The following is a 19,538-nucleotide window of genomic DNA, read 5'->3' as shown; positions in this document are numbered from 1 at the left end:
AATATTTCCAGTCTAGGCTCCAGGCTCCGTCCCGCTGAGGGTTGAGACTGTCCGCTCCGAAGGGATTCGCGGGGAAACGCAAAAGTGGTAGCCGCTACGTAGCACGGGCACGGTTGCGTTTCTTTTGCCCGCGAATCCCTTCTCCGCTAAGTAGGACTCCACAAGTCGCTACGTCTGGAAATATTCTTCTCTGTCGTAACTGATCACATTCTTCAATCTTTTAATTCGTGAAAAGATCGGTAAACACGGAAAGCTCGTAGAGGAAACAGGAGAAAAAAGCGAAGATCTTAGGGACGCTGACCGAGGCGCAATGAAAAAAAGAGAAACAAGCCCTCAGCGTCCACCTCTGAGACACCCCCTGAATGGACCACTTTGGACGCGGGTTTCGCTTTTTTTCATGGAGCCGGGCAGTCAATCCCCCAGCGGGTGGACCTAGAATCTGAGCGTTTTCTCCTGTTTCCTCCCCGGCACTAGTGCAACGTACTTGAGTTTCTATGTATGTGGCTGCGGTGGGGAGAAGAATATTTCCAGTCTAAGCTCAGTGCTCCGTCCCGCTGAGGGTTGGACTGTCCGCTCCGAAGGGATTCGCGGGGAAACGCAAAAGTGGTAGCCGCTTCGTAGCACGGGCACAGTTGCGTTTCTGTTGCCCGCGAATCCCTTCTCCGCTCGGTAGGACTCCACAAGTCGCTACGTCTGGAAATATTCTTCTCTGGCGTAACTGATGATATTCTTACATTCTTTCTAAGGTTTTTAAAAATCGATTAACACGTAAAGTTCGTAGAGGAAACAGGAGAAATAAGCGAAGATCTTTGGTACACCGACCGAGACGCAATGAAAAAAAGAGAAACAAGCTTTTAGCGGCCACCTCTGAGACGCTTCCTGAATGGACCACTTTGGACGCGGGTTTCACTTTTTTTCATGGAGTCGGGCAGTGAATCCCTCAGCGGGTGGGACAAGAAGCTGAGCGTTTTCTCCTGTTTCCTCTCACCCCAACAGCTCGAACAACAGGTTTTAAAAAAGGCTTCCCCGCAATGACAAGCGTCCAACAGTGCTGGCCAAGTTTTACATACGATGACCATGTAAAACAAACTACCTCCAGAAAGGAAGGGGTGCCATGGCAACCTTTCAGGAAGCGCTCCTGGCCAAGAAGCATTTGGTCAAAAGGTGGAAGCGGATGCCGGGCGTAATTGGCATCGGGATTGGCTACGCAAACGGAAAAAACAAAAAAGGCGGCGCCTGTATTGTGATGTATACCGTCAATGCAAGTGCCGCCGTGAAGAAGAGCTGCCCGAGTTGCGTCCTTGTCAAAAGACAAGTGGCGACAGCCCATGTATCCGTTCCTGTTCGCACCGTAACCTCTGGACGGTGCCATTGTCATCCTGCTGTACGTCCTTCTGCAACGAATTATCGCAGTAGAATCAGACCTGTGATCGCTGGATATAGCATCGGCTACCCAGGGGCGTCCGGAACGGCTGGGTTAATCGTTGCCCGAGGAGGCCAACGGTTTGTGTTGAGCAACAATCACGTCCTGAATCGTAACAATACGAGCGGCTATACCGAGACCATCCAGCCAGGTGGAGCCGACGGTGGTCGCTCGGGAAGAGATCGAATCGGACGCCTGTATCGGTATGTTCGTCTTCGGAGAAATGCAGGTAATCGAATGGATGCAGCGCTTAGCATCCCTACTTCCAATCGACTCCTTGCCCCTCGTTATGCAACCGTAGGCAGAGTACCAGGTGTGATTCGCTCGTATGGTATCGGGCGCAGATTGAAAAAGGTGGGCCGTTCATCGGGGCTGGCATGGGGAACGGTCGAATCGATCCACACCGATATTGATGTCAGTTACGGGAACTACGGAGGACTGGGGACCATTCGTTTTCAGAACCAGACGGTCATCAGAAGTACGGTTCCCATCTCCTTGCCGGGAGATTCCGGCTCTGTTTGGCTGACTGCGGGCAATTACGCGGCGGCTGTGAATTTTGCTGGTTCAGCCAATGGGAGGCTCTCCATTTCGTATCCGGTTGTCTGGGCATTGCAAGCGTTTGGCGTGGGGATAGCAAGAGCAACAGGGAGAGCAGGCAGGTCAGTTGTCAAAGCAAAAAGGGTCAGGCGAACCGACACCCGTACTGGACCGCTATCTCCCGCAGAGTTAAACCGTGTCCAAACAAAAAAAGCTGCCTCCAAAAGGCAGCCGGGCAAGCAAAAGAAAAGTAGATAATAGCATTAGGATACTTCTTTGGCGAGCTGATCCAGTACGTTGAGAATGCGTTGTGAGATATCTTCTAGCGTATCAAACGTAGCTTCTGCTTCCTCTAGTTTTCCTTGCTTGACGAGGTGGTAAATCCGCCGAACCGTTTCGTGGAACTGGCGATGAGGCGCTTCTAATTGCTTGAAAGAAGGCAAGGTGCTCAAGGATGGATTGTTCAGGGCCTCGTCATACCAAATCCCCAAGCGGCATTGATGATGGTCCACGAGTTCTTTTTCATCAATGTGGTGATACCCAAGCATGAAGTTGTACAGCCACCATTTCCATAAGAGATGGTCGGTTTTGACGATTCGCAAGTAATGCTTGGTCTTAAAGTGGCTCGTTTGTGTGATGCTCAGCTTGTGTAGGCTGTTAATGCCAGCCCCAACATTATAGACGTTTTTACCTACATTCGAGACGTGCGAAGAGACCTGCTCCATATTCGTCAGGACTTGCGATATGCGCATGGAAATGTCATCTGTGGCAGCAGACTGCTCTTGTGCCAATGCGGCGATGTGTCCGGTGGAATGCCCGACAGTCTCAATGTTTTGCACAATATCTCCTAATATTCCAATGGCATCGCGTGTCTGAATCACTTTATCGTTAAAATGGTCGCTCATGAGAGTGGCCGTTTCTTTTACCTGGACAGCTTCATTCTGAACATTGTTGATTGTAGCAGTAATGCTTTGAACGGATTGCTTGGTCTGCTCGGCGAGCTTTCGTACTTCATCTGCCACGATAGCAAAGCCTCGCCCGTGTTCGTTGGCACGCGCTGCCTCAATCGACGCATTTAATGCAAGAAGATTGGTTTGATCGGCAATATTGCGGATGACTTGGACGACCTGAGAAACTTCTGCAATGGATGTCATTAATTGCGAAGTTTTTGCTTGCATCTCTTGGAATTCATCTGCCATGGAAAGAAAGCTCGTTAATGAATCTTGGATAATATCCTTGCCCATCGTTGCTTGCTCGATTGTCGTGGAAGCACTCTCTGCGACAGAGACGGCTGATTGAGCCACTTTTTGCACAGATTCGCTTAGCTGCTCAGCAGCAGATCCCACATTGCCAGCTTCCTCAGTCGTAGCCTCAAGCGTGTCCAGCACATGCTTGAATTTATCGATCTGAATCACTAATTCCAGAACTTCGCCCAGGCGATCAATGACTTTGTAATCATTGTCCTCCTGATATGATTGGAGGACGATTTGCGAATCAAGCGTGATGATTCTCATGAGCGCCAACAGGACAGAAGATAATTCCTGGGGACGTTTCGAATAGGTATTGACGATAGCGGGAATCAAATATTCATAAACCCGCAAGTATGAGCCCGTATACCATTCTGGCGCAAGTCCAATTTTGCTATGGACCTCTCCGATTTTCTTACGCCCGGCTACATAGGCATCGTCTAGCTTGGCGTGTGGAAGCGATTGCAAATAGTGACGAAAGGATACGGCCAATCGATCAACCGTCGTATGCGTTTCGATGATCTGCATAAGATGGGAGTATTGGCAAAGCATGTGGTAATGACGCTCTGTAATGGCCTCTAGGTGTTCTGTTAGGAGTGGTTCAATTTGTTTCAGCCGATCAAGGTCTGTTTGATTCATTTGTAAAAAATGAATTTTCCCCGTTAGCTGATCGGACATTTGGACATCGCTTTTTTGAATTAAGGCGGTAACGGTTTGGGCGCCACGCTTACCAAACATAAAATCCCTCCATAATGTTTACGAAAAACGGGCCTATTCATAAGGGAATAGGCCATAAGTGTTTTATCGATTATAGCATTCACGTATGGAGTTGAATCTTTGGAACTATTGTGATTTTGTGAAAATTATATTAAGAAATGGACAGCGTCATCGATTATTCAAAAAAGGTCATGTGATGCTTTTCGTCCCGGTAGTAAGCGAGACGGTCCTGGAGAGTGCCTGTATGTAATTCGAACTTATGCCCATCAGGGTCGATAAAATAAATGGAGCGCTTATCCCGCTCTGAGCGATCCCGTCCATGCAAAATGGTCACGCCATGCTTTTCCAAGTGAGCATACCACTCATCAAATGACTCTTCTGTAATAGTGAAGGCCATGTGTGTATAGGAGTGAGCAATTTCATTGCGCGGGATGTCGGGTTCCTCATTCAGCGCCAACCAGTAGCCATTTAAGTCAAAGTAAGCCAGCTTGCGACCTCGTACTAGTGGTTTGGCGTGCAGGACATCCCGGTAAAAACAAAAAGATTTCTCCAGATCTGAGACAGAGAAAAGCAAATGATTCAATCCTTGAAGTTGCGGCAATATGTCCCCCACCTTTTTAGCAATCATCTCAATTGCTATTGTATGGGGAAAACAGGCAAACCACCAGTCTAATCCGGGTCTGCCTGCCATTTGGTTAGGATTGACTTTGTTGAGCTTGCGCTTGGGTTTGCAGCGTAGATTGGACTTGGGACACCATTGTTTGCGCTTGGGCAATTTCCTGAGACGCTTGCTTCAAGGCTTCTTCGGCGAGCTGTGGATTGGCAGCAGATTGCTCGATTGCTTGCGTAATCATATTTTTTGCCAGCGTGGTGGCTACCTCTGCTTTTTTAAGCGAGTCCGTGTTAATTTGGCTAGGCATTGCTATACCTCCTGCGGTTTTGGGTGATCAGAACACCGTATTAATTTGCCCTGCACGCAACGGTTTATGTATATAGGTAAGCGTCCAACCATTTTCTTCCCGTGATGCATAATCTGACAGGGGGAGGGACGTCAGATGAAAAAGCAATGGGTGCAGGTCATTCGATTGGCAGAGCAAGCATTCTTTACGATTATCTTTTCAGCGCATAAGCGTGTGGGGGATCGCGGAATCATTTTGCCAAAACGGTTCAATTCCAAGGTGAAAATTCGCCGTTTCCTGCAAAAATTCATGACCCCTTGTCTGGCAAATCGAGTGATCGGCAATCTTGATTTGCGGCGAATAAACGGACGACTCGCGATCCCGGTAGGGGATACGATAGGGGCTCCACCAATTGTAAAATCACAGGTCCTGTCCTCGGGCAGCAGGTGTGCGACGCTTGTGGTATGGTTTGCCTTCGATCCAAGCGATCGATTTTTCCGTGTGTACCAGTTGAAAAAGCTTTCGAATGGGCGCTGGATTGTTGTAGGGCGTCATCCGCTGGACTATCCGTTTAATCTACCGCAGGATTTCTTGAAACGCCAAATACCTTGTGGAAAAGCCTGTGCATCATGGAGAGGGAAATGAAACACTAGGAAAAAATGACTATATTCCAAAAAAATCCGGTATTGCTATTGGTTCAATTTGCCTGTATAGTATGTAAGTGTTGCGATACTTATCGGAAATTGTCGAATGAGAGAAGGTCCGATATGGTTGGCGATCGGGAAGTAGCTCAGCTTGGTAGAGTACTTGGCTTGGGACCAAGGGGTCGCAGGTTCGAATCCTGTCTTCCCGACCATGTTTTCTTTTGAATAGGCCGGTATGGCGGAATTGGCAGACGCGCGCGACTCAAAATCGTGAGGGAAACCGTGGGGGTTCAAGTCCCTCTACCGGCACCAGCAATCTATACATATGGTTTTCGTTATAAGGTGGGGAACAGTGAGTAGGCCTGTTTCTCACTTTTTTTATTATACCGAGGATAGATAGGCAGCAAGCTTGATCCATGTACCTGCTGTCTTTTCCTTTTGTACCTGCTACAATAGCGTAGTATAGAAGGAAATGGAGGCGAGAACGTTGAGACTTGCAGGAAAACAAGTGGTTTGCTTCGTCGAAAGTGAATTTGAGGATCTCGAGCTCTGGTATCCGGTGATGAGACTGCGAGAGGAAGGCGCTACCGTCCATTTCGTCGGTCCGAAGGCGAATCAAGTCTATATAGGGAAGTACGGTGTACCGTGTGAGGCTGACAAAGCGATGGGAGAGGTCAATCCTGCCGACTATGCAGGCGTACTCGTTCCAGGAGGGTGGGCACCTGACAAGCTGCGCCGCTATCCGGAAGTGCTGTCGTTTGTGGTAGCGATGCACGAGGCGAAAAAACCGATTGGACACATTTGCCATGCGGGTTGGGTGCTTGCCTCCGCAAAAATTTTGCGCGGGGTAAAGACGACATCGACGCCAGGCATTAAAGATGATATGGAGAATGCAGGAGCGATTTGGGTAGATGAAGAGGTTGTGGTAGACGGTCACATTGTAGGTTCCCGTAGACCGCCTGACCTCCCTGCGTACGCCAAAGCGTTTGCTGATTTGCTGGCACTACAATAGGAAATGATGAAAAGGGCTTGCTCGGATTGACGGGTAAGTCCTTTCATGAAAGAAACGCCAACCTAGTAGGGGATGATAGGGTGTTCAATAATCGGGAGTCACTCCCAAAAGAAAATCAAAATCAGAGGCCAAGCAGCAAAAATCTATCTGACAATGTGCTTCCCCCACAAAATTCCCACCGAAACATGCCACCCGTTTTACAACTCGCCAAAAAAGTAGGAAACAAGGCAATGACGCAACTCCTGCAAAATCAAAAGCAACCTCGAATGCCACTCATCCAAAGAAAACTCAAACAAGAGAATCTCAATAAAATGAAAGCGGATCATCCAGATGCATACCAACAAAAAGATTTTGAAGAAGCCGTTGGAGATGACGGGAAGTTTACGGATGTGCAAGCAGACAAAGGACTTCCTACTTTTTGGGGGATGTTAAAGGAAGTATTCGGCGAAAAAAATTTGAATGCAGAGATATTTGCCAAAACAAAAAACGAATTGGGAGATACATGCGACCGTCCTCATTCTGTTACCGCTCTTGTTACAAAAAGTGCCTCTAAAAATGACCGTGAAGGCTTAAAGGTGGTAACAGCCATCGGAAATCTTGGAAAAGAAGAGATTTTCATACGGGAAGGCGCGATTAGCGGGTTATTGGCCAGCTACGAGGGAGGTCATTTGGTTGGCTATCAGATCCTCAGAGGACAAGGAGGCGATCAAGAATGGAATGTAGCCCCGCAGGATACAAAAAATAATAAAGAATCCTACAATAATACAATCGAGGAAATGCTTCGTGAAGCGAAAATTGGAACAAAGTACGAGTACACGGTGGAAGTAAAATACGATCAATTGAACTTCAGTGTAGACCAGGATCAGCTCTTGAAATTGGGGATCTTGAAAAAAATAGACGCGGATAAACCATGGGAAATTCAGCTTCCTGTCAGAATACCCTTCAAATGGGAGGCCAAGGCAGAGATGCTCAACAATGGGCAATTTGGTCGTCCGACGGCAGGGAATTCGTCCTATGATCAATATTCAGAAAATATGGACGAAGGTAATCTAGATTATACGGAGAGCGACTATACGGCGAGATACCATTTATGGTATTCCGTCAATCGAGGAGAAGACAAAGATTATACGCCCGGTGATTTGGAGGATACGAAGGGCGTTACAGGTGTTCGTTTTTCCATGCATCAAGCCTTGATGTCAGATCATGCGAAAAATAAAGACCCGATAGCATGGAAAGGAAGGGAAAGAGTAGCGGACTACGGGAGTGTACAAGACGGATTGGTGGCAGAGTCTGCGGGTATTCGAAAAGCGATTGACATCATGTATGAGAAAAACAGACAAGATTTTCTCGAGTTTGATGCCATGGAGGATGCAGATCAACCAGAGGACTTTGAGCTAGTTCCCGCTGTTGTGATGGACAAAATGGTTGACGAAGAATATAGAAGCTGTTTTATCAAAGAGTTGCGGGATGCAAAGATTGGTAAGGAGTACGATGAGCTGAAATATGCAAATGAAAATTATTTGGAATCATTTTCTATGAAGGATGATGACTTGAAAAGCTTGCAGCTTGAAAAGGATCATCTGAAAGACATCGAAACAAAAATGAACGCAAAAGATATAAGCCCAGACCTGCTGAAGGAATGCAAAGCCATGCTCCAAAAGCAAAGCCGCGTTATACGAGTCATCCTCAATCATAGACGGGAAAGAATGGCGTATTCAAAGATCGTCAAAAAAACACGTCCCATCTATAAAAGAAAATGGGAAAGGTCGGTCAAAAAATCGATTGCCGCGCATGAAAGATTTAAAATCTTGAAGAAGAAAAGCAGAAAAACGGTGAGTGATGAAAAAAATTTACGAGACTTCGAGTGGAACAAAAACAGTTGCAGGCGAGTTGAGACATTTGACGGATTTTTGAAAGACAAAATCGATTTGCGCACAATTGATACAGAATGAGAGAAACCCCAAGCCGAAACATGGTACATTTCGGCTTGGGGTTTTATGAACCGGAGTTATTCCGTTTCTTCCACGGCGGATCGCCTAACTCATGAATTTTGTTATTGATTTTAAAAAAAAGATAGGGAATCAAAAACGCCATGATCGTCCCTGCGAAGGTCAAATAAGGAGGAACTACGCCTAAAAACTTGAACATGGGATCACCTGTTGTTTTGACGTTCGGTACGGTTGATTGCACCGATATTGCGTAAATAGACTTTTGCTTGAACTTTTATTTCGCTTTTTTCATACAGATGCTGCCCTAATTCCCAATCATGCCGAATCTTTTTCCATAGCGAAAAATAATGCTGCTTCAGATAGTTGCCAAGCTTGATGACATCCACTTTCATCTGCTTATGAACCTTTCTGATGGTATCATTACTCATTCGCTCGATTTCTTCGGCAAACACTTGTTCAAGCTTTTTCAACGTAGTGTTATTCAGTGAATCCATTGTGGCGTAAGACTCAGCCAATGTCCCTTCACATTCGATCGTTATTGTAAATTTCATGTGTTGCTGATCGCGTAAATCTACTTCAATGCTATGCTTGATCCCTTGGATGTTCATCGAGACAAGACCGTTTTTTACCTTGCCTTTTACCATACCTCCCTTAACTTTTCCCGTGAGAAAATTCAGCCCCTCCGTCTCTTCTTCCCCCAGAAAACCAACCAACTGATTGTCTCGGGTAAAAACAGAGGCGCCTGCTAATTTTACCTCCTGCTCTTCGGCTCTGATACGCGGAACCACAAAACTGTACGAACTGAGAAGGTCCTCGTGGACATCGCCCAATCGGGCCTCTGGAAGCATGCGGGAATTTTTATTAACGTTTTCTCCAATCGAGTTGACGTAAATAGCGGGCAGCTTCTCTGTTTTCGGTTTGACTTCCAGTACTTCTTTAGCGGGGCCATTTGAGATAAATACCTTGCTGCTTCGTCTGGAATCTGGATCACGCAGATAGAAATCGAGTGCTCTGGCAAAACCGTTTTTCGTACGGGCGACGTCTTCGGAGACGATCAGGATCTTCATATGCTGATAAAACGGAGTTCTGCTGGTCCGGGTAGCCAATTCCCGGGAAATCTCGAAAAGAGAATCTCCCTCGGATATGAGGTTGAGGAAAGCCTCATTGGCTGTGTTTTGACCACCGCCTTTTCCTTGTCCGCCGGAGATCAATCCACCGGGGACGACGAATTGATGGGTGACGAGAAAGCGCTCTTTTACTTGAGGTTTGTCTGGTGCCTCTTGTTTGGCTTGCTGCTCGGCTTCTTTTGTACGAGGTTTATCAACCGCTACGCCTACTACAAATCCTCGTTCCTCAATTTGAACCTGATCCCAGCATCCAGCCAGCAAAGTCGATAGAAGCAGGAAGATGCAGAAAGCAGTGAGCTGTCTATTCATGACCCTTTACACCTCGTATGACAGCGATGAGGAGCAGTAAAATCGGACATAAATAGACGAGGATCATTCCGAAATAAGTGATGTTATCTGCAAACGTGAAGAAATCAACCAGGTTTTGTGGGAGCATCGCGACAAAATAAATCATGGGAGAAAGAATGAGCACCCAAAACGTTTTGCGCACCTTGTTGAACATGGACGACAGATTGAGCACGGTAATATCGAGCCACATCGCACATGTGTTGAAGATCGTCATGATCCAGATGGTGAAGAAAACGGACTCCACCCGTTCAAAAAAGCCGCCGGGGATTTCGACTTCCTTTGCCAACTCGATGGTTGGATAGGTCAGGTTCGTCGCAACCTCCGCAGAGAATACTCCGATGGCGAACATGTAGATGGTCATGTAGAGCAGAATGGGGATCGAGAGACCTAACGTCACGGCCTTTGCCCCTTCCTGAGGCTTTTTCATCAGCATGGTGTAAAAAAGGATAATCTCAAAGCCGGAATAAGACAATCCGACTACTCTGGAGCCTTCCAAGAGTGAGCGCCAGTCTGATGAAAAGAAGGGACGAACATTTTGGATGTCAAACAACTGGGTAGTAAACAGCAGGACGACGAACATGACGACAAGAACCACAGGCAAAAACAGCAAGTTGAGCCGCAGCATGGCAATACGTGATCCAATCACGGAATATTGAACGATCAAGAGAAAAGAGAGCGTGATCATTTCCACCGGGGTATTGTAGAACAGGTACTGCTTAGCGATGTTTCCGATTGCCCTGATTTCAAACGAGACAAATAGCATCGTGTAAATACAGACGAGAAAGGTCAAGATGTAGGCGATCGGTTTGCTTGCGATTATCGAGCTGTATTCAAAGAAGCTTTGTCTCGGAAACCGAGCAGCGAGCTTGGCTAGCAGCCAGCCAACCAGACACGCACAAAGACCGCTAATCACGACGGAGATCCATCCATCGAATGCTCCGGTTGCCTTGGCTAAGGAGCGGGGAAAGGTCAGGATGCCGACGCCGATTGTGACTGAGGCAATGTTAATCCCCATATGATTTTTGCTGATCAACTTCTCCGCCAAGGTTTCTGCACTCACTCACGACCCTCCTGTACTCATTCTGTTTTCATCTTTCGTGTGAAGGGCATCTGGTCGGGTTTTCAAGAAGGTAACAGGGGCACGCAAAATCATATCCTTCCAATCCCTTGGCATATGTGGAGCAAGAGGCGCCAAATAAGGGTACCCGATGCTGGTCAGATTGGATAAATGAATCATGATGGCAATAAAGCTAAGCACCACACCATAAATACCAAAAATGGCCGCCATAAACATGGCGAAAAAACGAATCATCCGAAAGGCAATGGCGAGGTGATAAGAAGGGATGGCAAAAGAAGCGATGGCAGTGAGGGCGACGACGATGACCATGACAGGACTGACGATGCCCGCAGAAACCGCTGCGTCACCGATGACAAGACCGCCGACGATCCCGATTGTTTGGCCGATCGGCTTCGGCAAGCGTAATCCGGCTTCCTGCAGCAGCTCCATCGTCGTCACCATCATGATCGCTTCTACGAATGCCGGAAACGGAACCCCATCACGTGTGGCCGCGATCGAGAAGGCGAGATCAGACGGGATCAAGCCAGGGTGGAAGGTGACGAGAGCGATATAGAAAGCGGGCGAATAGACGGCCAGAAATGCTGCCAAATACCGCAACAGCCTAGCCAATGAACCGACAATCCAACGTTCGTAGTAATCCTCTGGTGAATGCAGGAGCAAACCAATCGTCACAGGCAAAATGAGCACCATCGGAGTCCCGTCCACCAATATTGCAATGCGACCTTGAAACAACGCTCCACTCACTTTATCGGGACGCTCCGTGTTATGAATCTGCGGAAAAGGTGATAAAAAATCATCTTCAATCCATTGCTCAATAAAACCGGACTCTTCTATCTCGTCCACATCGATCGTAGAGATTCGTCGTCTCACTTCATTCAGTAGTTCTGGATCAGCGATGTTTTCAATGTAGGCGATGATCACATCTGTTCGGCTGCGTCTGCCTATGATCGACCCTTCAAAGCGCAAGTTCGGGTCTTTGATACGTCTGCGTATATGAACGGTGTTGTCCCGGATACTCTCCGTAAAGCCATCCCGCGGACCACGCACCAATCCTTCGGAGACCGGCTCCTCTATGGCACGAGTTTTCCATCCCTTGCTGTCGACAATAATGACTTCGGTCGCTCCATCTACAAAAATGGCTGTATCCCCGGAAAGAATGCCTTCGAGTACTTTTGTCAAATCCGTTGCTTTCGATATTTCAACGACAGTAAGGACTTCCTCATAAAGCATCCGGACAATCTCGTCTGGTTCAGTCGGTACTACTTTGGAAGCAGTTGAGATCATCAACTGGATTTGTCCGAGAACTTGCGTATCCAGCATATCGCAGTTCGCCAATCCATCAATCGCAATCACGGCACAGGAATGATTGGTGTTGCCGATCGTAAAGGAACGAAGTAATAAATCGTGTGGGCTGCCCAGCACGGTCTTAAACGTCTCCAAGTTTTGCTGCAAACTGGTCGTTAGTACAAGCGCAGGATCATTTCGCTGCTGCAAGCGCTGTGTGATAAGAGAGGGAGTTTTCTTTTTGCGACGCTGTGACAAAAATCTGCGCATCATTTGAAGTTTCCTCCCGTTCAGATAACGAATATCATGTTAGTGCGATTTTTTCCAGATGAGAGGAAAATTATGCGGAAGAATAGGCGAATGCTAAATCTTTCATAGTTTTGAATTGAACTCATTTGTGACCTGTGATACATTCGGCATGGTAGAATAGAGTGAAGTAAAAAGGAAGTTCATAAACAGGTATTAGTAGAGAGAGTAGGAACGATGGAGAAGGGTGGAATAGAAGTGCTTGACAGTCAAGTATTGATCCGGGAAACGGACTTTTCCCGACTGGCACATACATGGGAAGAACTCGCAGAAGTAATGAAGTCGCAGGGAGACGAAAACACGCCGCTCAAGCTCATTCAACTGGCCGCGAAAACAAAGAACGCTGAGCTGAATATTGCGTTTTGCGGACATTTTTCCGCTGGAAAATCAACGATGATTAACACGCTTCTGGGTGTTAATTTGTTGCCTTCCAATCCGATTCCGACAAGTGCGAATGTCGTGAAGATTCGTGGCGGAGAAAAAGCGGCTCGCGTCTTCACCATGAACAGCGGAGTCCTTACTTTTGATCCAGATACGGAGATGGAGAAGCTCAAGCAGTTTGCTGTTGACGGAGATACGGTTGAATCCGTAGAGGTCTCTTATCCGGGAACATTCCTTGACGAATACGCCAGCTTGCTCGATACACCGGGCATTGACTCAACAGATGCTGCACACAAAATCGCTACAGAATCTGCTCTGCATTTGGCTGACGTCGTCATTTATATGATGGATTATAACCATGTTCAAGCCGAAGAGAACTTCAACTTTACGAAGACGTTGAAGGACCGTGGCAAGCCAGTTTATCTGGTTGTGAACATGATTGATAAGCATATTGATTTTGAATTGGATTTCGATAGCTATAAGGAAAGTGTCGAGGAGGCATTCGCGACCTGGAACATTCATCCGGATGGTATTTTTTACACGTCGCTTGCGGAACCAGATCATTCTGAGAACATGTATGAAGAATTTAAGGGCATGCTTTCGCAGTTGATCGCTGATCGTGAAAAGCTGGTTGGCACGAGCGTTCGCAGTGCTGCCGAGCATTTGATCGATGAACACATCCAAGTAGTAAGAACAAGCCAGGCAGATCAACGACAGCAGTGGGAAGCCCAGCTAGATGGTCTGGAAGTAGAAGGCATCGATAGTCGTAATGCAGCGGCTGTTCAGGAAGCGCTTGAGCAGGAGGAAGCAACAGCGGCGGCTCTAGAGAAGCGTGCTGAGGATGCCCGAGTGCAGATGGAAAAAGAGCTGAGTGTACTTTTGGACAATGCTCGTTTGACTTATTTCAGTACGAACGAAGCAGCACGAAGCTACTTGGAGAGCCGCAAACCGGGCTTCAAGGTGGGGTTATTGTTTGCAGGCAAGAAGACAGAAGAAGAGCGCGAACGCCGCGAAGAAGCGCTTCTCGTCGAGTTCCGCGAAAAAGTGGCGGGAAATCTCGACTTCCATTTCAAAGAATGGCTTGGCAAGCAGCCGCAAGTGTTTGATTTGCGGAACGAAGAATATCACGCTAGCGTGCACGCGACCAAGATCGAGATTACAGGTGAGTTCCTGAGCAAGCACATCAAAGAGGGTGCTGCTTCGAGTGAGTACGTCCTGAACTACTGTGCGGATATTTCCAGCGGGATGAAGCTGGAGTACAGACGAGTGGGTCTCTCCTTCATTGCACAAGTGGTTGAGATGATAAAGGAGAAAGTGCGCGTAGAAAGTGCAGCTCAAGGCGAGCGTCTTGGCGCATTGCGTGAATTGGCAGCGCTGCATCAAAAGCTGGCAGGACTGGCAGCGAGAGAAGAAGAAACCAAGGGTCGTCTGTTGGCGATTATGCGTGGAGGAGAATAAGTAGCATGAATCAACTACGAGACAAACTAATTGCAGCAGCAGAGCGTCTGCGACGTGCAAGTGAAGAAGTCGTTTCCGTACCAGGGATGCAAGCGCAGGCACAGGCGATGCTGGATCGAGCAGATCGTCTAACCGCCAATCGTTTTACCGTTGCACTGTTTGGTGCTTTTAGCGCAGGTAAATCCTCGTTTGCCAACGCCTTGATGGGCGATCTCGTGTTGCCTGTATCGCCGAATCCGACGACAGCAGCGATCAACAAAATTATGCCGCCTACGGATGAGCATCCACATGGAACTGTGCGTGTCGTCTTGAAGGAGCGCGAAGCAATTGAGCAGGATGTTATCCGTTCACTCGCTGTGTTTGGACTGGTTGCATCTGATCTGGATGGCGCATTAGCTGAGCTGGGCAAGATCGACGTAGCCCAAATCCCGCCTACGGCAAAACCTCACTACACCTTTTTGAAGGCTGTAACAAAAGGTTTGCCAGAAATGGCTGCTCATCTGGGTGGAGAACTGCTTGTGGATATGCAGGCATTCAAAGGCTTTGTAGCCAAGGAAGAAAAAGCTTGTTTTGCGGAATACATCGAGCTGTTCTATTCCTGCCCGCTGACAGACCAGGGCATCGTTCTCGTTGATACGCCTGGTGCAGATTCCATCAATGCGCGTCACACAGGTGTGGCGTTTGAATACATGAAAAACGCGGATGCTGTGTTGTTTGTAACCTATTACAACCACGCCTTTTCACAGGCAGACCGCGAGTTTTTGCTACAAATGGGACGGGTCAAGGATACGTTTGAAATGGACAAAATGTTCTTTATCGTCAATGCTTGTGACCTTGCAGCAAACGATGAGGAATTGCAGGGTGTGATTACTCACGTAGAGAAAAACCTCCTCTCGTGCGGAATTCGCCTCCCACGTATTTATCCGGTGTCGAGCCAGACTGCTCTGTTGGCACGGATGCATGAAAAAGGCAAGCTCGCAGCTTCTGCGGAGAAAGTATACCGCCAGCGCACGAATACGGCTGAAGGCGAGCAGCTAATGCCAGCAGATGAAGCATTCAAGTTCTCGGGAATGGCGTCGTTTGAAGCAGAGTTCCTCCGCTTTACGATTGAAGAGCTGACGCAAATTGCCGTGAATGCTGCAATCGGTGAAATCCGCCGCGCCCATGATACCTTGACAGAATTCATGCGTATGGCACAGTCCGGAGAAGACGAGCGTCTGTTGCGCAAAGAAGCAGCAAGCAACGCCAAGACACAGGCTCTGTCAGCTGTTGAAGCACTGTCTACCGCTTCGTTCGAACGCGACTTGGCAAAAGAGCGCGAGGAGCTGCTCTACTACGTTCGCCAGCGCTTGTTCTTCCGTTTTAATGAGCTGTTTAATCTCGCATTTAACCCGGCTGTCATCAAGGACGATGGACGCAACATGAAGCAAGCCCTGCAAGGATGCTTGACTGATCTTCTGCGTTCGATCAGCTACGACTTGGCGCAGGAGCTGCGTGCCACTACCCTTCGCTTGGAGAAATTCACGAACAAGCAGGGGACGACACTTGTTGCGGTGTGGCAACAGGATGTACAAGGCTACGCAGCAGGTTTGACCTTGGCACCTTATCAGCAGAGACAGGTAGAAACACTGTCCTTTGCGAACGAGCTGCCAGTAGCCGAATCGGCATTTGCTTCAGCGGTTTCCTTGTTCAAAAACACGAAAGACTTTTTCGAGCAGGATGGCAAAGCCAAAATGCGTGACGAGCTGGAGAAGCGCATGCAAGAACCAGTGAGCGCGTACGTAGAAATCGGAAACAAGCAATTGGATGAGCAGTTTTCTACGCTGTTCCAAGAGCTGGTGGCAAGTGAGCGCAATCGCGTCATCGACCAGATCAACGAGTACTTCACAGGTCTGTTTGCGGCTCTTGAGATGAACGTCGATCTCGACGAGCTGGCGGCAAAAGTAAGTCGTGTAGCGGCTGAGTTGGCGTAATTAATTTTCTGAAAGTAATAAAGGGCAGTCCCTATGTCTTGTTCAGACCAGGGATTGCCCTTTTTTCGGTAAAAGTGTGGGGAGTGCATAGGGAGTCAGCCTATTCATCACTCTACCCGTAGCAAAATATGCTTGAATCCATCTTCATCTCGTTCGTGCTGAAAAATAACTGTCCACGTCAATGACTCATCAAAAATGTACATATCCAAGGTGAATCGCGTGTAGTTTTCTAGCAGATGCTTTGCGTCCATCTTCATTACTTTGTCACGAATCATCTCTTTACCAAACGTACTGTACCCTTCCCAAAATACGAGAACCTCGCCTTTTTGGAGTAAAAATGTTGCAGCTTCATTTTTTGAAAGACCTTCTCTGACGATACCCTTATCATTGTTTTTGAATCTCGCTAATTCCCAGAGACAACCTCTGTCCTGTGAAACATATCGCTTATATAAAAATCGACGAAAGCTACAGCTTTCCGTATCAAAAAAGATGGAAACATAGCGTTCTTTTAACAACTTAGAACGTTCTTTCTCTAAAGATGGAATCGTACGTGTATTCACAACATCAGGACGATACTGAACCGGCCGATAGGAAAATTCTTGTTTATCGCCATTTTTTTTCGTCAGTTTGGTAGAGAATCCATAGCTCATTTCTTCGAGATAATTTGTCCTGGCAAACATATCTAGTGAGTACTGCAATTGACTCTTATGAAGCTTGGCAAATTCTCCTGCTGGTATCGTTTTCACATAGCACCCATCTGGAATGTGTTCAATATGACTCACTCTTTTCCCGATGATCGTGCCATCTGAATCCCACATCTCAAATATTTTTTCTGGCTCAAGTACATGCTCGATCCCCGTAAGCCTAGGATTGTAAAATTGTGCGTAATCATCGTCATGAGAATCGAAATCCAAATCCTCTGGGACGCCTATGACGATCACCTCATCGAGTTTGCATATTTCCAGTCTCATGGTTCCTCCTGCTTCTATTCCCGATTCTCCCATTCCTCGCGCAATATCCCCATCTTAATCGCATCATAATATTCACCACGAACAATCCTTGCTTTGCGTACCCGCGCTTCTTCCACCATTCCCATGTGAGCAGCCAGCTTGATCATCCGTTCGTTGCCGGACCACGTACCAATGCCTAAACGTACCGTATCCATGTGGGTAAACAAGTAGTCGATCCACATCCGAAACGCTTCCCGGCCATAACCATTTTGCCAGTAGCGGGAGTCGTAAATGACGATTCCTATTTCGCACCAGTTCGTCTCCTCAGATACCCAGTAGCGACCGACACTGCCTTTTAGCTCGCCGTCAATCTCAATGATCAGCTCGGTTCTTGGTGCATCTGTCCCGACGAGAGCGAGAGACTCCTGGGAGCGTGGGAGGGCACGATACTCTTCTTTTGTGTACGGGTCAAGCGGTTTATAGGGGCCATTCCAATTGAGATGTTCCCGATCCTCGGCTTCGTATTTCCAATAGTAAATCGTATCCAAATCTTCTGCTCGAATATCTCGAAGAACCACCTTTTCTCCTTGCAAATGAATACGCATGACTTGTTCTCCTTTCGTTTGGGTGAATCTGGTACAATCATTGTAAAAGAGAACTGCTCCTATACATAGTGACAGTTTGGGAGAGTTGGATAGGGACAGAATGGAGGGCCGCTGATGGAGTACATGCCGGTCATGGATGCACAGAGCAAGGAACCTCTGTATCAGCAGCTATACAAGCAATTGAGCAAACGGATTGCATCGGGAGAGATACCGTCCGGAACCAAGATGCCGTCGATCCGTCAGTTGATGAAAGCAAGCGGCGTCGGGAAAAATACGATTGAGGCTGCCTATCAGCAACTACTCGCAGAAGGCTACATCGTGAGCCGGGAGCGAAGTGGCTTTTATGCTGCCGAGATCGAGAGATGGTCAGAGCCAGTGGAGCAGGATGAGGAGATTGCCTTGTACTCATCTCTCTTGAAAAAGAAAAAAGGGGAGCATCTCACCTGTCGCTACAATTTTCACGGTTCGGTCATCGATACGAAGTCGTTTCCTTACGCTGCATGGCGCTCTTGCATGCTGGAAGCGCTGGATGTCTATCCGGAGGACTTTTCTTTTTACGGGGATGATCAAGGAGAGTGGGAGCTCCGAGAAGAGCTCAGTAAATATTTGCGCAGAGCACGTACGCTCATTTGTCGGCCTGAGCACATCATCATCGGCACTGGATTGCAGCAGGCTCTCAGCTTTTTGTGTCTGCTCTTGGCAGATCGACATCGTGTGGTTGCGATCGAGGAGCCCGGCTATGCAGATGCACGAATCGTCTTTTCCCAGCACGGCTATGAGGTCGTGTCCATCCCGCTAGTGGAAGACGGGCTGTCCATAGATGCCTTGGAGAAAAGCAAGGCAACTGTCGTGTACACGACGCCTGCGCATCAATTTCCTTTTGGGATGGTTATGCCAGTCGGTCAGCGCCAGCAATTGTTGCAATGGGCAAAGAAAAGGAACGGAATCATCATCGAAAATGATTACGATGGCGAATTCCGCTACAACGTACACCCTACGCCATCTTTGCAAGGGATGGATCGGGACGGGTGTGTGGTTTATATCGGGAATTTTTCCAAAGCATTTTCTCCAGCACTTCGCTTGGATTACACGGTACTTCCGCGGCAATTGCTCGGGCGATATTTGGAAGCATTCCAGGCGTATCCTTCTCCGGTTTCCCGCCATTTGCAGCGGAGTATGCAGTTGTTCATGCAAAAGGGCTACTGGGAAAAGCATGTCCGAAAAATGCGCACCGTCTATCACCGCAAGCACGATGCATTGCTTCGGTCGATACAGACCTACATGCCTCGGGAAGTACGAGTTTTGGGACAGTCAGCGGGGCTGCATATTTTGCTAGAGGTAGATACTTCCCGAACGGAAAAGGAGCTGATCGAGCTAGCGCGTGCGTCCGATGTTCGCGTTTATCCGAGCGGTCATAACTGGGCCAATGATCCGACGAATGTGCGTCCGCGAATCATCGTTGGATTTGGTGGAGTGGAGGAACAAGACATTGCGGTAGGAATTAGTCGTCTAGCGGAAGCTTGGTTTTCGGTATGATTGGCGCTTTTGCCGGATCTTCTCGTTCCGGTGGGGGTCCCAAATAGTTTCAACAGAAAAAAGC

16 protein-coding genes and 2 tRNA genes are annotated in these 19,538 nt (G+C 47.8%); 9 read left to right on the top strand and 9 right to left on the bottom strand.

Annotated elements, in window-relative coordinates; genetic code table 11:
• The first annotated feature begins 1,114 nt into the window (after nucleotides 1-1,114).
• A complete protein-coding gene (locus BBR47_RS22130) occupies nucleotides 1,115-2,218 on the top strand; it encodes a hypothetical protein (protein WP_015892651.1) in 1,104 nt (367 codons plus the stop codon).
• Nucleotides 2,219-2,223: 5 nt separating this feature from the next.
• Here BBR47_RS22130 and BBR47_RS22125 read toward each other — a convergent pair whose 3' ends face one another.
• The 3 genes from BBR47_RS22125 to BBR47_RS22115 form a co-directional block, all read right to left on the bottom strand.
• Entirely contained in the window at nucleotides 2,224-3,945 is a 1,722-nt protein-coding gene (locus tag BBR47_RS22125; RefSeq protein WP_015892650.1) for a protoglobin domain-containing protein, read from the bottom strand.
• A 154-nt stretch (nucleotides 3,946-4,099) separates the two neighbouring features.
• Nucleotides 4,100-4,552 (bottom strand): metallothiol transferase FosB, encoded by a 453-nt coding sequence (fosB, locus tag BBR47_RS22120; protein WP_050763840.1) that lies wholly within the window; start codon nucleotides 4,550-4,552, stop codon nucleotides 4,100-4,102.
• A 67-nt stretch (nucleotides 4,553-4,619) separates the two neighbouring features.
• Nucleotides 4,620-4,844 (bottom strand): hypothetical protein, encoded by a 225-nt coding sequence (locus BBR47_RS22115; protein ID WP_007722024.1) that lies wholly within the window; start codon nucleotides 4,842-4,844, stop codon nucleotides 4,620-4,622.
• Nucleotides 4,845-4,979: 135 nt separating this feature from the next.
• On the opposite strand from BBR47_RS22115, the gene BBR47_RS22110 reads away from it, so the two are divergent.
• The 5 genes from BBR47_RS22110 to BBR47_RS22090 all read left to right on the top strand — a co-directional run bounded on the left by BBR47_RS22110 (nucleotide 4,980) and on the right by BBR47_RS22090 (nucleotide 8,431).
• Nucleotides 4,980-5,468, top strand: coding sequence for a hypothetical protein (locus tag BBR47_RS22110; RefSeq protein WP_041749571.1), 489 nt, complete (start codon nucleotides 4,980-4,982; stop codon nucleotides 5,466-5,468).
• Between the two features lie 134 nt (nucleotides 5,469-5,602).
• Nucleotides 5,603-5,679: transfer RNA gene (locus BBR47_RS22105), tRNA-Pro, on the top strand.
• Between the two features lie 17 nt (nucleotides 5,680-5,696).
• A tRNA-Leu gene (locus tag BBR47_RS22100) sits at nucleotides 5,697-5,779 on the top strand.
• Between the two features lie 175 nt (nucleotides 5,780-5,954).
• A complete protein-coding gene (locus BBR47_RS22095) occupies nucleotides 5,955-6,479 on the top strand; it encodes a type 1 glutamine amidotransferase domain-containing protein (RefSeq protein ID WP_041749570.1) in 525 nt (174 codons plus the stop codon).
• 80 nt (nucleotides 6,480-6,559) lie between these two features.
• Complete coding sequence (locus BBR47_RS22090; RefSeq protein ID WP_015892644.1) at nucleotides 6,560-8,431, top strand: DNA/RNA non-specific endonuclease; 1,872 nt, start codon at nucleotides 6,560-6,562, stop codon at nucleotides 8,429-8,431.
• A gap of 43 nt (nucleotides 8,432-8,474) precedes the next feature.
• On the opposite strand, the gene BBR47_RS31385 is transcribed toward BBR47_RS22090, so the two are convergent.
• The 4 genes from BBR47_RS31385 to BBR47_RS22075 are packed head-to-tail and all read right to left on the bottom strand — an operon-like array spanning nucleotide 8,475 to nucleotide 12,538.
• Complete coding sequence (locus tag BBR47_RS31385) at nucleotides 8,475-8,627, bottom strand: hypothetical protein (RefSeq protein ID WP_015892643.1); 153 nt, start codon at nucleotides 8,625-8,627, stop codon at nucleotides 8,475-8,477.
• A 4-nt stretch (nucleotides 8,628-8,631) separates the two neighbouring features.
• A complete protein-coding gene (locus BBR47_RS22085) occupies nucleotides 8,632-9,864 on the bottom strand; it encodes a Ger(x)C family spore germination protein (protein ID WP_015892642.1) in 1,233 nt (410 codons plus the stop codon).
• Nucleotides 9,857-10,963, bottom strand: a complete 1,107-nt coding sequence (locus BBR47_RS22080) for a GerAB/ArcD/ProY family transporter (RefSeq protein WP_015892641.1) — start codon at nucleotides 10,961-10,963, stop codon at nucleotides 9,857-9,859. The genes BBR47_RS22085 and BBR47_RS22080 overlap by 8 nt, the downstream gene beginning before the upstream one ends.
• A complete protein-coding gene (locus BBR47_RS22075; protein WP_015892640.1) occupies nucleotides 10,964-12,538 on the bottom strand; it encodes a spore germination protein in 1,575 nt (524 codons plus the stop codon).
• A 210-nt stretch (nucleotides 12,539-12,748) separates the two neighbouring features.
• Here BBR47_RS22075 and BBR47_RS22070 point away from each other — a divergent pair, with 210 nt between their 5' ends.
• Nucleotides 12,749-14,410, top strand: coding sequence for a dynamin family protein (locus tag BBR47_RS22070; RefSeq protein ID WP_015892639.1), 1,662 nt, complete (start codon nucleotides 12,749-12,751; stop codon nucleotides 14,408-14,410).
• Between the two features lie 5 nt (nucleotides 14,411-14,415).
• Complete coding sequence (locus BBR47_RS22065) at nucleotides 14,416-16,383, top strand: dynamin family protein (protein ID WP_015892638.1); 1,968 nt, start codon at nucleotides 14,416-14,418, stop codon at nucleotides 16,381-16,383.
• 107 nt (nucleotides 16,384-16,490) lie between these two features.
• Here BBR47_RS22065 and BBR47_RS22060 read toward each other — a convergent pair whose 3' ends face one another.
• Together BBR47_RS22060 and BBR47_RS22055 are read right to left on the bottom strand one after the other, a co-directional pair.
• Nucleotides 16,491-17,354 carry a hypothetical protein gene (locus BBR47_RS22060; protein WP_041749569.1) on the bottom strand — a complete coding sequence of 288 codons (864 nt, stop codon included), beginning with the start codon at nucleotides 17,352-17,354 and terminating at the stop codon, nucleotides 16,491-16,493.
• Between the two features lie 14 nt (nucleotides 17,355-17,368).
• Nucleotides 17,369-17,938 carry a GNAT family N-acetyltransferase gene (locus BBR47_RS22055; protein WP_015892637.1) on the bottom strand — a complete coding sequence of 190 codons (570 nt, stop codon included), beginning with the start codon at nucleotides 17,936-17,938 and terminating at the stop codon, nucleotides 17,369-17,371.
• 114 nt (nucleotides 17,939-18,052) lie between these two features.
• Between BBR47_RS22055 and BBR47_RS22050 the strand changes: the two genes are divergently transcribed.
• Entirely contained in the window at nucleotides 18,053-19,474 is a 1,422-nt protein-coding gene (locus BBR47_RS22050) for a PLP-dependent aminotransferase family protein (RefSeq protein WP_015892636.1), read from the top strand.
• The last annotated feature ends 64 nt before the right edge of the window (nucleotides 19,475-19,538 follow it).

It is taken from the genome of Brevibacillus brevis NBRC 100599, from assembly GCF_000010165.1.
Classification (GTDB): domain Bacteria; phylum Bacillota; class Bacilli; order Brevibacillales; family Brevibacillaceae; genus Brevibacillus; species Brevibacillus brevis_D.
Note: the sequence above shows the minus strand (reverse complement) of the source record. Positions and strands in the feature narration are given on the sequence as shown.